This window comes from Pseudanabaena sp. PCC 6802, from assembly GCF_000332175.1.
Taxonomy (GTDB): domain Bacteria; phylum Cyanobacteriota; class Cyanobacteriia; order Pseudanabaenales; family Pseudanabaenaceae; genus PCC-6802.
Genome location: NZ_KB235910.1, coordinates 1 through 14,635 on the forward strand (window position 1 = coordinate 1; position 14,635 = coordinate 14,635).

The window sequence follows — 14,635 nt, forward strand, 5'->3', positions numbered from 1 at the left end:
GCCTGATTCACCTCGAAGAAAAAGCGATCGAGGACGAGCTGCGCGGTTACCTCGACGATGCCCAATTCCTCCCCTATCGCAGCGTTTTCAAACAGTTCGGATTCGGCGATCGCGTCCAGGCGATCGTACTGAGTCAGATTTACCCGTTTGAAAACTACCTCGACAACGGTAGAGCGATCGTGAAAATACGCAAGGGACGCAAATCTGGCAAGCCTACTAAACGCTACTTAAGCCTCCGACGATTCATGAAAGCATTGGGCGTGGCACCCACCGAAAATTCATCGGGTGACAAGCAGAATCGTTCAGTGGTCGGAGGTTCAGATCTGTGCCGTCGTAGTTTATGGCAGTGGATTTTTACTCGGGTCGAGCCTCATAAGTCAAGGGGAACCAACCCCATACTCAACGAACTCGGTAAAGACCTGGATGAATATAAAGCGATGGGCAGGCCGATCAAACTAGCCAGAATCACCGTTGCCGCTAAAGCAGTCAAGTTATTATTTAAAGAACTCCTACTAACCCAACGGGATTAACAGATCTGTACGCCAGTCGAAAGGCTGGCTTTTTAATAAAATGGAAATCGTCTACAGTGAACAAGTAGATAAATAACATCGAGATTGAGATGTTATTACTGTTTCCGAGATTAGCCACGAGTAGCACTGTTTTTTCTGGAAACCTGACCGTCTGCTCCAAAATCTCACCAAGATTACGAAAATTACCTTTTGTAGAAAAGATGTGATTGTCAAGCTCAGAAAGAGTGATGAAGTCTTTCGAGATAACCTTAGCGACAGTTTCTTGAAGCTCAAGCTCAAAGTCTTTCAACTTGATTTTCTTAACCCTATCCAGAATCCGAGGGAAAAGTGAAAAAAGAAGAACTACAACCGATGCCCAAACCATTATAAGGGCTGGTGTTGTCGCAATAGGTGGTGGAGCAACTATCTTCAGAAATGCATACCAAGCTCCAGCGATGATCGCTGCAACAAGAAGGAATTTAAGTGTCGACTGGATATATCGCCAAAGGACTGGCCCTCGCTTCTTAAAAAATGGCCATAGCTTCATTTTGATCCGCATGATTTCGTGGAAATTTTATGGCGTATAACGGCCTGCGGCTCACCGGACGCCAATACACTTGCATCACAAACGATTGAGTAACAACGTTCCGTGTGAAGCCGCTTGTTAGCTACTAAGTTTTTTCTCAGAAATTACCTCACGCATAGTTCTCGAAATTTCTATAAGTAGATCTAACTTTTGAACTAGATCTCTCAAGGCAACCCTAGTAATTTTTGCAAACCTTATTTTCTCAATCAATTCGTCATTGTCTGGGTTTTTAATCCATGTCCTGTCAAGTTCCTGCTCAAAATTATTACTTTCTTTTGTTCTGTCAAGTTCAAGTTGACTATTGTATTTTTCATGATTAACTAACAATGTATCGTAATTTTCTAGCAGCGTAATTGCAGGTCTCACGGAAATCATTTCTACTCTTTTAAAACAAAGAGAGTGCAAATTAACAACGTAGTCTAAAATATTTCTTGGTACATGCGGTCTTACGGAACTCCACGCTTCCTCCCAAGGTCTTAACTGTTTCATGAATTCCACATGATTTTCATTAATTAATTTTACCGATTCCTTGGGAGAATCTATCCATCGGTCTAGAACTCTTTCTATCCACCATTCATAGCTCATACATCGTATTTTAAATAATTCAGTTTGTTTTTCAAATTCCTTAAATACTTCATATTCGGACTTAGTTAAGCTAGCATCAATCTCTAAACCTAGTCTTCTGTCAGAAGATTTCAAAGTTTGCCTTGAAATGTATATGTTTCCAATTAGTGTTATCAAAGAAACTACTGCCGCAATAATTGCAACAACAATGGCTACTTCCATATGTTATTTCAACGTATTCACTCGTGACATGGGCTTATTATTTACGATGGTTGTTTTTAATTTTCTGAGTAGCGGCTAACTATTTATTACTATGCAAAATGCTGGATAAACAACCCTTATGGGTTGTTATCCTACTATCTGCAGAATAAATCAACCACTGGTGTTATTATCCATGCTTTTGTTGGGTAATGTCCCGATCTAGGGTTTTATTTAACAAAATGCAAAATAACGTACCAAAACCTATCCTGAAAAATAAATTAACCGTAACTGCAAATACTGGCTTGCGATCTGAGCCTCCACCCAAAAAACTCCTCGATCGCGTGCGGGATGCAATTAGGGTCAAGCACTATTCCTATCAAACTGAAAAGAGTTACGTGCAGTGGATACGGCGCTATATTTTGTTCCATAATAAGCGGCATCCCAGCGAGATGGGTGGCAATGAAATCAATGCTTTTTTGACGCACCTGGCTGTTGTCGAAAATGTTGCGGCTTCCACTCAAAACCAGGCTCTAAGTGCCATTCTTTTTCTCTACCGCGAAGTTTTGCAACAGGAACTCGATCTCAATCTTGATGCTGTGCGTGCTAAGCGTCCTCGCAGATTACCAACGGTTCTTACCATTGAAGAAGTGCGTGAGGTATTGCAGAACATGGACGGAGTTTGCCAACTGGTAGCAAAGTTACTCTATGGTAGTGGTTTACGTGTCAATGAAGCCTTGGGACTACGAGTCAAGGATATAGATTTCGCCCAAAAACAATTGCAAATAAGGGATTGCAAAGGCATGGAAAGCCGCATAACGATGCTGCCAGATTCCCTTGTTGAATCTTTGCAAGATCATTTGCATTCCGTGAAGTTAATTCATCGCCAAGACCTGGAAAGGGGACGTGGAGAAGTACATCTGCCGTTTGCCTTAGAGCGTAAGTATCCGAATGCGGCAAGGGAATGGATTTGGCAATATGTTTTTCCGAGTAATAACCTTGTGAAAGACCCACGTTCAAAGGCGGTTCGCCGTTATCATTTACATGAAAGCAACATCCAACGGGCATTAAAGGCAGCAGTCAGGAGTACCAATTTAACAAAACGGGTGAGTTGCCATACGTTTCGCCATAGCTTTGCCACGCATTTGCTGCAAAATGGCTACGACATCCGTACCGTGCAGGAATTATTGGGACACAAAGATGTCAAAACGACGATGATCTACACGCACGTCCTCAATCGTGGGGGGCGAGGCGTACGCAGCCCGCTAGATGCATAGGCTCAGCCTACTCCAGGCAACGTGCTAAATTTAAGGCTGATTAATATGTAAAAGGTTTTCATGGCGACGGTGCGCTTGTGTGGTGTGTCCAAAGCATTTGGGCAACATGTGGTTCTTAAGGATATAGATCTGACGATCGCAGATCGCGAGTTTATGGTGCTGGTAGGGCCGTCAGGCTGCGGCAAAAGTACGCTCCTGCGCCTGATTGCCGGACTAGAAACGGTTACCGATGGGTCGATTTATCTGGGCGATCGCGCGATCGACGGTCTGCCCCCCAAAGCCAGGGATATTGCCATGGTGTTTCAAAGCTATGCCCTGTACCCGCACATGAACGTGTACGACAATATTGCATTTGGCCTACGCCGCCAACTAAACAAGGGCAATACGATCGCACCCTTCAGCCCGCAGAAAAAAGCCGCAATCGATCGCCGCGTGCGCCAGGTGGCGGAGTCGCTACAAATTACCGCATTACTCAACCGCAAACCCAAGGAGCTATCGGGCGGACAAAAGCAAAGAGTTGCCCTCGGTAGAGCGATCGCCCGCGATCCGCAGGTTTTCTTGATGGACGAACCGCTCTCTAACCTCGATGCCCAACTGCGCTACGAAACCAGAGGTCAGATCGTACAGTTGCAAAAACAACTGCAAACCACTACGATTTACGTGACCCACGACCAAACGGAAGCCATGACTATGGGCAACCGCATTGCCGTACTCAAGGATGGCAAGATCCAGCAGGTAGACACCCCCCTGAACCTCTATCGCAAGCCCGCCAACCAGTTTGTCGCTGGCTTTTTGGGTTCTCCCACCATGAACTTTCTGCCCGTGCATGTTGATGCAGAGGGTTATCTCCACAGCGATTATTTCGCCCAGGGAATAGAACTAAACGAACTACAAAGAAAAGCGATCGCCCCCGATCGTCCCCTCATCCTCGGTATTCGTCCCGAACACCTCCAACCTGCCGATCTCCAGAACGCTCATCTCTGCGGATTCGTGCAATTAGTCGAAGCGCTTGGCTCGGAGACTAATTTGGCGATTGAGATCGACGATCTTTCGGTAAATGCTAAGGTGTCTGCCGATCTTACCTATGCGATCGCGGAAAAATCTGGCTGGCGTTTAGATGTCAGCAAGCTATACCTATTCGATCGCGAGTCGGGAGATGCTTTGCTTCACGCTTATTAACGTGAGGTCTGTTGACTCCCCTTCTCCTGCCTTGGGAGAAGGGGTTGGGGGATGAGGGAGTATGAGGTTCGGATTGGCAGCTACAAAATCTATGGCGATAAAGGCAATGTCACATAACAGCTCGTACCCTCGCCACCCTTACTAGTAATATTAATGTTACCTCCATGCAAGTCTACGCATTTTTTAACTACGAGCAGTCCTAGACCTGCACCAGGGATTTTACCAACGTTCTTACCGCGATGGAATGGCTGATATAATCGCTCGAGATCTTCAGGTGGAATACCGATTCCATTATCCTTAATTTCCAGGTATAGATTGTTTGCTCTCAAGTTCAGGCGAATATGGATCGTGCTTCCTCGATGCGAGTATTTAATTGCATTGGAAATTAAATTAGACATAATTGAACGCAACAATTCTTTATCTAAGCAAACAGATGCTATTTCGGTGTGACAGTCGAGGACGATCGCGCGATCGCTAGCACTTGCTCGCATCTCTTCCATCAAATGATGGCAAAAAGATTCCAAATCGATTTGTTGGGGTGTAAATTCCAAACTGCCAGTTTCAGCCCGGTTGATTGTTAAGATATCATCGAGGAGTTGAACCATGTGCTTGGCAGCGCTTTGAATGCGATGCAGGTTGCGCGATCGCTTGGTGATGTCATCCCACTCTCGATCGTTACTCTCTAAAACTTGTGCGGCAGCTAGAATGGTGCTGAGGGGAGTACGAAATACATGAGATGCCATTGAGAAAAAACGGTTTTCGATTTGACTCAGTTCCTTTTCAGGTTCTAAAGCTAACCGCACCTTATCCAGATACTTCTGCTCATCTGTGGCTTGCTTTGATTCCTGATTTTGCTCTGGGACATCCACAATTGCTGTCCTTAGACTGTCATTTAGTAACTGGGTCGAATAGCGGAGCGATCGCCGATCGTTGCTTTAGCCAGGTTGTAGCTATAGCCGTAACAGATCGATTATTACAGGGGGGGTGGGGGCTGCGCCCCCACGCAGGGGTGCAACCCCTGCACCCCATCCTAAGCCTGTCGGCTATAGCTATAAGTACTACAGCCGATTGACTGAAAAAGTATCGCATTGTTTGATGTCGCCGGACTCAAGTCCGCGCCTGAACCAGGTTACTCGCTGTTGCGAGGTACCGTGGGTAAAGGATTCGGGCACCACATGACCCTGCGCCTGCTTTTGCAAATAGTCGTCGCCAATCTGAGTTGCCGTGTCTAGAGCTTTAGCAATATCGCGATCGCCAATTAACCCGCGCTGCGCTGTAAAGTGTCCCCAAACCCCGGCATAGCAGTCGGCTTGCAGTTCGACTCGCACGGATAGCTCGTTGGCTTTTGCTTTGCTGGAGGTTGATTGCAATTGCCTGACCTGGCCTGACGTACCCAATATGGTTTGGATGTGATGCCCTACTTCATGGGCGATCGCGTAGGCTTTGGCAAAATCGGCATCGTTACCCGTAGCTGTTGCTTGCAGGTGTTCAAAGAAAGCCATGTCTAGATATACTTTCTGGTCAGCCGGGCAATAAAATGGCCCAGATTCCGTTTGAGCCGAGCCACAGGCAGAGTTAACAGCGTTACGAAACAGGACTAGCTTGGGTGGTTGGTAGCGAGCTTTGAGTTGCTGTTGAAAGATCCGATTCCAGGTATCTTCGGTATCGCCCAGTATCGATCTGACAAAAGCCGAGTCGCGATCGTTGATGGGTTTGGTTTGCGTCTGCTGGACGGGGGCAGTGGAATTGCCGGAAACCAGACCCAGGATCTCAAGCGGGTTAACTCTGAAAATTAGCCCGGCAAGCACGGCGATCGCAATAGTGCCAAGACCGACTTTCCCGATCGCCTGCCGAGGTGCCTGGCCGGACGAACCGCGCTCATCCTCCACATTGTCGCTCTGGCGCATTTCATCCCACTTCATAATGACCACCTGTCCTGCTTAATGCCACTTTTATAGAGAATAGCATCGACCAGCAGGCTGGAGCCTGTGCGATCGCTTTTCCTTAAAGTGTCAATAAATGGCGATCGATTAAATAGGCTAATTAAGGACGATCTCGGCTTTAACGAGACCGGAATCCCGTTGCAAGCGGAACCCGACTTTTTCGGCCACTCGCTGCATCGCCTCGTTCTCAGGCAAAATATCCGCAGTGATGCGCTCCAGGCGTTCGTCTCGCCCGACCTGGATCAATTGGCGCAGCACCTCGGTACCTAATCCTTGCCTTTGAAAGGCATCGCTGACCATCAGTGAGAATTCCGCTTCATTCACGCCATGTAGTTTGCTCAAACGGCCTACCGCCAGAATTTCATGCATCTCCGTTTCTGGGTTCTTGTAATCCGCTACCAGGGCCATCTCGCGATCGTAGTCGATAAAGCAGAGGCGCATCAGCCGTTCGTGGGCAATCCGCTGGCTCAGCTTCATCAAGTGGAAATAGCGAAGATAGACGCTTTGCTCGGATAGGGTTTTATGGAACCGCACGGCAAGCGGTTCGTCTTCTGGCTGAATCGGTCGAATAGTCACTTTCGTACCGTTATGCAATTTCCATGCCATAACGTATTGGGTGGGATAAGGTCGAATCGCCGATCTGGGCAAGTCCTCTAAGTTTAGATGTGGCTCGTGGATGACGACGCGGGCATCTAAGGCGAGCAGCGACTCGCGATTCTCTTTCTTTACCGTTGATGCCAGCAAAGGATTGATATCTATTTCCTTAATCCAGGGCTGCTCTACAACAAGCTGGCTGAAGCGTACCAATAGTTGCTCTAGGGCTGCGAGATCGACGGGCGGGCGACCTCGCACGCCTTTAAGCGCGCTGTAGATGAGAGTTTGTTCCAGCATCCGTCTTGCCAGGGTTGTATTGAGAGGAGGCAGAGCGATCGCGCGGTCTTTGAAAATCTCTACTAATTGACCGCCCGTTCCAAATAAAAGAACTGGGCCAAACTGAGGATCGAGACTGCTGCCAATAATCAATTCATAGCCGCCATCGAGGTCGATTGTGGGTTGTACGGTAACTCCAGCAAAGTGCTCCAGGCCAACCTTCTGACTGACCGCAGATTTAATAGCTCGGTAAGCCCAACTGACAGCATCGGCATCCATGAGATTTAACCGCACGCCTCCCACATCGGTTTTATGGGTAATGGTGTGGGAGTAAAGTTTGAGCGCCACTGGATAGCCGATCGCATTGGCACGATCGATTGCCTCAGCTTCGCTAACTGCGATGTAAGTTTTCACGGTGGGAATACCGTAGGCTTCCAGAATTTGCTTGGATTCAAGTTCCGTCAGTAAAGTGCGTCCTTCCCGATGCGCCCGATCAATTAATTGCTGCGCTAACTGACGATCTGGCAATCCATCGCGATCGTCTATCAGGATCGGCGTTTCGTAGATACCACGCAGGTTATAGCTGTATTGCCACATATAATTAAACACCCGCGTTGCCGAATCAGGGTAGGCATATGTGGGAATGCCAGCGCTATTGAGAATAGCTTCACCTGCCATCACCTCAGCCCCACCCATCCAGCTTGCTAAAATCGGCTTGCCCTGGAAGTCTGTAGAGCGATCGCGGACGTAGGATTTTAAATGCTCCGCCGTCTGGGTGGGATCGGTCATGGACTGGGGCGTGAGAATAACAAGCGTGCCATCGCTGCCCTCATCTTTGACGATCGTTTCCAAAGTTTTGGTAAAGCGCTCCGGCTCTGCATCTCCTAGAATATCGATGGGATTGCTATGGCTCCAATAGGTGGGTAGTACTCGATTGAGATTGGCGATCGTATCTTCCGAGATTTCTGCCAATTCACCGCCGGTAGAGATCAGCATATCGGTTGCCAAAACTCCCGGCCCGCCAGCATTGGTAATAATTGTGAGGCGGGGGCCTCTAGGACGCGGTTGTTTTGCCAATACTTCCGTCATATTGAACAGTTCGGAGACGCGGGTGACTCTAAGTACTCCGCAACGGTGAAAGGCAGCATCCAGTACTTTGTCGCTACCAGTGAGCGCTCCTGTATGAGAAGCAGATGCTTTTGCTGCCGCTTCAGTACGTCCGGCTTTAATTACGATAATTGGCTTGGTCAACGCCACTTCTCGGGCGGCGGAAAGGAACGATCTGGCATCCCCAATCGATTCCATGTAGATCGCAATACTTTTAGTGTGCGGATCGTCGCCGAGATAATAGATCAGATCGCCCCACCCCACATCAAGCATGGAGCCAATTGAAACAAAAGCACTAAATCCCACATTTTCGCGGAAACTCCAATCAAGAATGGACGTACAGAGCGCGCCACTTTGACTGATAAATCCCACATTCCCCGGTCGCGCCATGCGCGGGGCAAAAGTGACGTTTAAACCAGTATGGGGATTCATGAGTCCCAAACAATTGGGCCCAACAATTCGCAGCCTGCCCTTGCGGGCTCGCTCCAGGATTTGATGCTCTAGTTCGATGCCCACTGGCCCGATCTCTTTAAAGCCAGCCGATACGATAATCGCGCTCTTAACCCCAGCATCGACGCACTCTTGAATAATGTCGGGTACTGTGGCAGCGGGCGTAGCGATCGCTACTAGATCGATAGGATCGGGTATGGCAGCAATCTTGGGATAGGCTTTGATCCCCATCACGCTACTGTGTTTGGGGTTAACTGGGAAAACAGTGCCGCCAAAGGGACTGCTAATGAGATTCCATAAAAGGGTGCGACCGACGCTGCCAGGGCGATCGCTAGCACCGATTACAGCCACGGTTTTGGGCGCAAAGATCGAGCTGAGTGGTTGGCGCTCGGAACGCAGAATATCGTAAACCGGATCGGTCGTGAGTGAGATAGGAGTCAGCATAGAAGTCCGTGTATTTGTGTCTGTATATGTTAGATCTCTAAATCGACTGAAAACTTGAAGCCCTGCTAACTGCAATTCTCCTGGAATAGCATCTGATGCTACTATATAATGCCAATTCGCAAGCGATCGCGATAGATCCTACAGACTAAAGGGGTAACACCCCTTTTGGGGGACGCACCCCCTACACCTTATCTGAAACTTCAACTATAAATTAATATAGTCTGTAGTGAGAGACGAAGGTTGAGGATTGTATGACGAAACAAACACAATCGTAGCAATTATACTCAATCAGTTTGCAACGGTTTATACACCCGCTCTCGGCACTAAATTTGCTGGAGCATTGAAGTTTTAACCACCTTCAACACCCAATACATCATGAGTTAGGCCGACCAACCCTAAACCTGAGAGTTGCGGATGACATCGCGCCAAGCCTTGACTGCTTCTGGTTCTTCTTCTGGTCTGATGTAGGTTGGCAAAAGGTTGATATCCAGATTGGGGAATAACTCGCTGCGGGTGATGGTGTCGTAACCAGTTCGATCTTCGCGTAGACGGTACAGAGCTAGTTGTCCGTCTTGCCAAAACCAGACTTCAAGCACCTGCAAACCCTTATAAATTTCTAGCAGATCGATATTGCCGCTCGTAACCACAATCTCGATCGCTAGATCGGGGAATTCTTTACGATTGCCAATGCAATAGCTTTCATCCGGCTCTAGACCTCGCATCTGAGCCGCCTGCTTAAATGTAGCCGAGCCATAACTGTATAGAGGAATATCTACCTCCAGGGCGTAAATTTCCAGAAGCCGCGCCAGGATCTTCTTGAGGGCTTCATGCTCTAAAGAAGTAGTCATAATCTCCAGGTTTCCCTCCAGGTAGGTAAGTCGGAGATGAGGGCGATCGCGAAATATTTCGACCAACTGCTCGTAGGCTTGCCAACTAATTTCGTGCAGCAGAATACGCGATTCCGCGATCGCTGGACTAACCAACCTCTCTAGATCTGCCTGAGGAATATCTAAAGTGACTCTCATAGGCGAATGTAAAACAACTATAAAGCTGGTAGCTAAAACCTACTAATATAGCTATAGCCAACAGGCTTAGGACGGGGTGCAGGGGTTCCACCCCTGCATGGGGGCGCAGCCCCCACACCCCCATGTCCTAACAGATCTGTCTATGGCTATAACTAAACTCTACAGTAACAGAGGTTTGAACTCTTTGTTCGCCACCAATTACAGGCTTTGATGGAGCAGCATCGGCGGCTTGCAGCGCAGCGCGATTAGTAAATACTGGTTGAATTGGCGAAGCATTATTTACCTGGATGGTGCGGACGGACTGCTCTTTGAGATTGAGCGCGCCGAGCACGGCATCAGCTTGCGCGTCTTTGACCGCATCTTGCAACGAGGCATTACGGGTTGCACGAATTGCATCTTCGGGTGCAATAAAGCTAATTTGATCGACGCGATTGGCACCAGAGTTAACGGCTGCATCCAGGGTGGTGCCCGCTTCGTCGAGGGAGGTGACGAAACTAACGCTGGCTTGTCCCGTAAAACCTACCTGGCGCTGGCGATTATTTTCGAATTGTTTTAGTCCTTGCAAAACTTGGATGCGTCGATCGGTATTTTCCATGAGTCGATAAGTTTGCGATTGGCTGGGTTGAGACGAACTTTGACCGCTTTTATCATGAGTTTTGATAGCCGTTAAGGTAAGCTAATCAGCCCGCGCTTCAGCGCCACAATCACGGCTTGAGTGCGATCGCTAACATTCAGCTTACCGAGAATATTGTTAATGTGAGATTTGACCGTTCCTTCTGTAATTTGCAGCGTTGCGCCAATCTCCATATTGCTCATCCCTACTGGGATCAATTCCAGAACTTCGCGTTCTCGCTTACTCAATACAGGGCTACTCATCCGTTCTGCTAATCTCATGCCGATATCGGGTGGGATGAACGATCGCCCAGCATGGACTGTCCGAATGCACTGTAATAGCTCCTCAAGGGGAGTATCTTTGAGGAGATAGGCTTTTGCCCCTGCCTGCAAGCCTCGGTAAATATCCTCGTCGCCATCATAGGTTGTGAGGATAATCAGGCGAGCTTCGGGGAACTGCGAGCGAATCTGCGCGATCGCTTCTGCTCCGCTCATTTCTGGCATCCGCAAATCGACTAATCCGATATCAGGTTGGAGTTGCGCAAATAATTCCACCATTTCGCGGCCATTCCTGGCTTGACCGACAACGTGAAGGTTTGCCTCTGGGTCAATTTCGAGCATTGTGGCAATACCTGAGCGTACCACCGGATGATCGTCGGCAATTAAGATGCGGATGGGAGGTTTCTGGCTCATAATGCACTGTCCTCTTTCTATAGAACTTTTATCTTGCGCGTCGTTGGCAAGGGTGCTGTTAATGGCACGATCGCCACCACTTCTGTTCCTTGCCCCACTTGGCTATTGACGATCGACTGCCCGCCTAGATTCTGAACGCGCTCCCGCATTCCCACTAGACCAAAACCCAAACCATTATGGCGATCGGGAGTAAATCCATCACCATCATCCTTTACTTTCAATCGAATGACTTGGGCATCAAAGGTCAATTCCACAGAAATTGAACTGGCATTGGCATGTTTGATCGCGTTAACAGTCGCTTCCTGCACAATTCGCAACAGATTCGTTTCGACATCGTCAGGGAGGCGATAAGGAGGGGCTTGAATCTGGCACTGAACTTGGAGGTTAGTACCCGTTGTCAGCCCATTGACCAGGCGTTGTAAAGTATGGCTCAAACCTTCTCGATCTAATAGAGGTGGACGGAGTGCCCAGACCGATCGCCGCGCTTCTGCTAACCCTTCTCGTGCTAAATCGTAGGTTGCGTCGATCATAGCTCGAACCTTCGAGTTGTTTGCTACTACAACTTTTGCCGTTTCCAACTGAAGAATTACCCCTGTGAACACTTGTGCGAGCGTATCGTGAATCTCGCGGGCAATGCGGTTGCGCTCTTCTAAAGTTGAGGCTTCTTCAGCGCGTTTGCGTTCGCGTAGTTCAGCCTCTCGCTGTTCGCTAATGTCTGCGATCAGACCATAGTATCCTTTCACTCGATTACTATGACCGAAGTCAGGGATTAAAGTAGCGCTGATATACTTTTCGCCCAATGGATTGGGAATTCTCGCTTCAAATGTTGTAATCTGCCCTGCCAATGCTCGATCGATAAACGGCTCAGAAATTTGATAAGCCACTTCACCCAGGAGGTCGCGGATATGCTTGCCCAGAATTCGATCGCGAGGACAACCAAACCAGACCTCATAGGTTTGGTTGACAAACCGAAAGCGCCGATTTGCATCGACATAACAGATACAAACAGGTAGCGCATCGGTGATCAGTCGCAGTTCCTGTTCTCGATGGCGCAGAGCCTCTTCAGATGCTTGTAGTGCTGCTGTGCGGTGCGCTACTTGATGTTCTAAAGTCCGATTGTAGTCGAACAATAGCTGCTCTGCCTGTTTGCGCTGGGTAATGTCTTGAAAGGCGGCGATCGCATAAGCGACATTGCCCATTCGATCGAAGATCGGAGTTCCCCGACCTTCTATGGAGACGATCCGGTCGCTGTGGCGGATTTCTAAATCTTCGGCTGTGGTTCGATCGCCTCTGAGCGCTCGCACGATCGGCAATGCTTCTGTGGGATAGTGACGATCGGTACCAGCCACATAGATTTGATATATCTCCGCGATCGCTTCAGTAGGGACTGATGAGATCGCGCCTTTGCCCAATAACTGAATCGCCTTCTGGTTTGTGTAATAAGGATGACCTGCTGCATCCAGCACCGCAATTCCCACAGGTACCGCCTCCAGGAATTGCTTGAGTCGGCTCTCATTCTGCGATCGAGCTTCGTTCAGAGCTTGCAGTTCGATAAAGGAAGTTTGAAGTCGATCGGCCATCTCATTGAAGGATGTGGCAAGTTCTCCTAAATCGCCCGATCGCTTAATTTCGACAGTCTGTTCCCATTCTCCTCTGGCGAGTGCTTTGGCAGAGCGACTGAGGCTGACCAGTGGGCGAGTAATCCATCTAGCTGTGAGAATACTAATAGCAGCTCCAACCATTAAAGCGGCAATACACAATAGGATAGTGATGTAGGTGTTGGCTTGGATGCGCTCCATGAAATCGGCTTCTGGAATCACCGTTACAATCAGCCAATCTAACCCCCGTGGATCTTTAAACGGTAGTACCTGGACAAACTGTTGTTTGCCATCCATATTGAAATCTAATAGCTGAGAAGACTGAATTCGGTCGAAACTACTAAAGCGATCGCGCAGGTATTTTGCCGTTGCCTGTACGGTTCTATTCTGATTGGACATTGCGTTGAAGCGTTGAGCCGGATTAGAATGACTCCCGCTAGTCGCTCTCTCAGTCGAAGTAGAGACTAGCATTCCCGATCGCTCGATGATAAAAGCGGTGCCGCTCTTGCCAATCTCCAGGCTTTCTAGAAATCGGTTCATCTCTTGCGGCAAGAAAAAATCGGTCGCACAAACTCCTCGCAACGATTTATTCGTCGGATCGTAGATTGGCATACTGGCCGTAATTGTGGGTAAACCCGTGGCGAAACTGGCATAGATAGGACTCCAGGTTGGCTGACCCGCAACCACTGCTGCCTTGTACCACGGACGCAGCCGTGCATCGAACCGTTTTGTAGCTTTGCGCAAGAGGAGATCGCGCTTGCCCTGGGAATTTAAGCTGTAATAATGCGAAATATTATTGGTAGTAGCGTTACTAATCCAAAGCTGCAATGAGCTTTCTCCTGCCAGTCTGCCAGTGCCAATAGCCCCTCCGATGCGATCGCTACCACAATAAATCAAGCTAGTGGAAGGAAACATCAGGGTTTGTTGCCAGAATTGATCCTCTCCCTTGGCATTGTCTACATCAATGCTATTCTGGGCAAAAGCGATCGCATTAAAGCGATTGATAGTATGCGGAATCTCCGTATAGGTTCTAAGTTTTTCTTCAATCCGATTTGTAATGCCGCGCCGCAGTTGACTGGACAAATCGCTAACAGTTTGCTGTCCATTTCTAAACGAAAAATAACCGACTAAACCAACGGTTAAAAGAGTTTGCCCTACAAACGGAAGAATTAGAACGGCTTGTAAGGGCACAGTTTTCGAAATTTGGAGGATTGCATGGTTAAGTCGTTTGAGTAACATAGCAAGCTTCCTCATAATTGTTCGCGAATCCAATTCGATCGCTATCGTAATTGTGAGCTATAATCGCGAATTCGTCAAATTATGAGGACATACACAGGCAACATATTTGACTTTAAAACCGTAATAAGTACATTCAACTCTTCAGCATATAGTTTCTCCCCAAATTTGTAAGTGATAAAAAGTGTGAATTTGTAAGTGAGAAAAAGTGTGAATTTGTGTGAGAAAAAGTTGGTTCATCTACCAAATGAATGTAAAAGCAAGTAAATAAACAAGCCCAGTATAGGTTTGAGAGTCGTATTGCACATTTTTACAGATCGGCCAAACTCTAACTTTAGTTAGAG

The 14,635-nt window shown here is 48.0% G+C and carries 12 protein-coding genes; 3 read left to right on the forward strand and 9 right to left on the reverse strand.

Features of this window, described 5'->3' with window-relative positions; all coding sequences use genetic code 11:
* On the forward strand, positions 1-530 hold a 530-nt coding region (locus tag PSE6802_RS0100005), incomplete at its 5' end, for an IS110 family transposase (protein ID WP_019498016.1).
* Here the strand turns inward: PSE6802_RS0100005 and PSE6802_RS0100010 are convergent.
* Together PSE6802_RS0100010 and PSE6802_RS0100015 are read right to left on the reverse strand one after the other, a co-directional pair.
* Positions 499-1,056: a hypothetical protein gene (locus tag PSE6802_RS0100010; RefSeq protein WP_156815353.1), complete on the reverse strand. Its 558-nt coding sequence runs from the start codon at positions 1,054-1,056 to the stop codon at positions 499-501. The two genes, PSE6802_RS0100005 and PSE6802_RS0100010, sit on opposite strands and share 32 nt — an antisense overlap.
* 117 nt (positions 1,057-1,173) lie before the next feature.
* Positions 1,174-1,881: a hypothetical protein gene (locus PSE6802_RS0100015; RefSeq protein WP_019498018.1), complete on the reverse strand. Its 708-nt coding sequence runs from the start codon at positions 1,879-1,881 to the stop codon at positions 1,174-1,176.
* A gap of 218 nt (positions 1,882-2,099) precedes the next feature.
* Between PSE6802_RS0100015 and PSE6802_RS0100020 the strand changes: the two genes are divergently transcribed.
* Positions 2,100-3,134, forward strand: coding sequence for an integron integrase (locus PSE6802_RS0100020; protein ID WP_156815354.1), 1,035 nt, complete (start codon positions 2,100-2,102; stop codon positions 3,132-3,134).
* Positions 3,135-3,194: 60 nt separating this feature from the next.
* The gene (locus PSE6802_RS0100025) at positions 3,195-4,313 is read left to right on the forward strand and encodes an ABC transporter ATP-binding protein (protein WP_019498020.1); all 1,119 of its coding nucleotides are present in this window, start codon (positions 3,195-3,197) and stop codon (positions 4,311-4,313) included.
* Between the two features lie 89 nt (positions 4,314-4,402).
* Here PSE6802_RS0100025 and PSE6802_RS0100030 read toward each other — a convergent pair whose 3' ends face one another.
* From PSE6802_RS0100030 to PSE6802_RS30580, 7 genes are all read right to left on the reverse strand, one after another.
* The gene (locus PSE6802_RS0100030; RefSeq protein WP_019498021.1) at positions 4,403-5,182 is read right to left on the reverse strand and encodes a sensor histidine kinase; all 780 of its coding nucleotides are present in this window, start codon (positions 5,180-5,182) and stop codon (positions 4,403-4,405) included.
* A 189-nt stretch (positions 5,183-5,371) separates the two neighbouring features.
* Positions 5,372-6,235 (reverse strand): KPN_02809 family neutral zinc metallopeptidase, encoded by an 864-nt coding sequence (ypfJ, locus tag PSE6802_RS0100035; protein ID WP_019498022.1) that lies wholly within the window; start codon positions 6,233-6,235, stop codon positions 5,372-5,374.
* 117 nt (positions 6,236-6,352) lie between these two features.
* Positions 6,353-9,127 (reverse strand): bifunctional acetate--CoA ligase family protein/GNAT family N-acetyltransferase, encoded by a 2,775-nt coding sequence (locus tag PSE6802_RS0100040; protein WP_019498023.1) that lies wholly within the window; start codon positions 9,125-9,127, stop codon positions 6,353-6,355.
* A 395-nt stretch (positions 9,128-9,522) separates the two neighbouring features.
* The gene (locus PSE6802_RS0100045) at positions 9,523-10,152 is read right to left on the reverse strand and encodes a Uma2 family endonuclease (RefSeq protein ID WP_019498024.1); all 630 of its coding nucleotides are present in this window, start codon (positions 10,150-10,152) and stop codon (positions 9,523-9,525) included.
* A gap of 127 nt (positions 10,153-10,279) precedes the next feature.
* On the reverse strand, positions 10,280-10,813 hold the full coding sequence (locus PSE6802_RS27135; RefSeq protein ID WP_225902641.1) for an SIMPL domain-containing protein: 534 nt from the start codon (positions 10,811-10,813) through the stop codon (positions 10,280-10,282).
* A 5-nt stretch (positions 10,814-10,818) separates the two neighbouring features.
* Positions 10,819-11,457, reverse strand: a complete 639-nt coding sequence (locus tag PSE6802_RS0100055) for a response regulator (RefSeq protein WP_019498026.1) — start codon at positions 11,455-11,457, stop codon at positions 10,819-10,821.
* Positions 11,458-11,474: 17 nt separating this feature from the next.
* Entirely contained in the window at positions 11,475-14,294 is a 2,820-nt protein-coding gene (locus PSE6802_RS30580) for a PAS domain-containing protein (RefSeq protein WP_019498027.1), read from the reverse strand.
* Between the last annotated feature and the right edge of the window lie 341 nt (positions 14,295-14,635).

Excerpts from the sequence above, each read along its gene's own strand:
- PSE6802_RS0100020 (WP_156815354.1), top strand. The coding sequence starts at position 2,100 with ATGCAAAATAACGTACCAAAACCTATCCTGAAAAATAAATTAACCGTA.
- PSE6802_RS0100025 (WP_019498020.1), top strand. The coding sequence starts at position 3,195 with ATGGCGACGGTGCGCTTGTGTGGTGTGTCCAAAGCATTTGGGCAACAT.
- PSE6802_RS0100010 (WP_156815353.1), bottom strand. The coding sequence starts at position 1,056 with ATGAAGCTATGGCCATTTTTTAAGAAGCGAGGGCCAGTCCTTTGGCGA.
- ypfJ (WP_019498022.1), bottom strand. The coding sequence starts at position 6,235 with ATGAAGTGGGATGAAATGCGCCAGAGCGACAATGTGGAGGATGAGCGC.
- PSE6802_RS0100045 (WP_019498024.1), bottom strand. The coding sequence starts at position 10,152 with ATGAGAGTCACTTTAGATATTCCTCAGGCAGATCTAGAGAGGTTGGTT.
- PSE6802_RS0100015 (WP_019498018.1), bottom strand. The coding sequence starts at position 1,881 with ATGGAAGTAGCCATTGTTGTTGCAATTATTGCGGCAGTAGTTTCTTTG.
- PSE6802_RS30580 (WP_019498027.1), bottom strand. The coding sequence starts at position 14,294 with ATGTTACTCAAACGACTTAACCATGCAATCCTCCAAATTTCGAAAACT.
- PSE6802_RS0100040 (WP_019498023.1), bottom strand. The coding sequence starts at position 9,127 with ATGCTGACTCCTATCTCACTCACGACCGATCCGGTTTACGATATTCTG.
- PSE6802_RS0100055 (WP_019498026.1), bottom strand. The coding sequence starts at position 11,457 with ATGAGCCAGAAACCTCCCATCCGCATCTTAATTGCCGACGATCATCCG.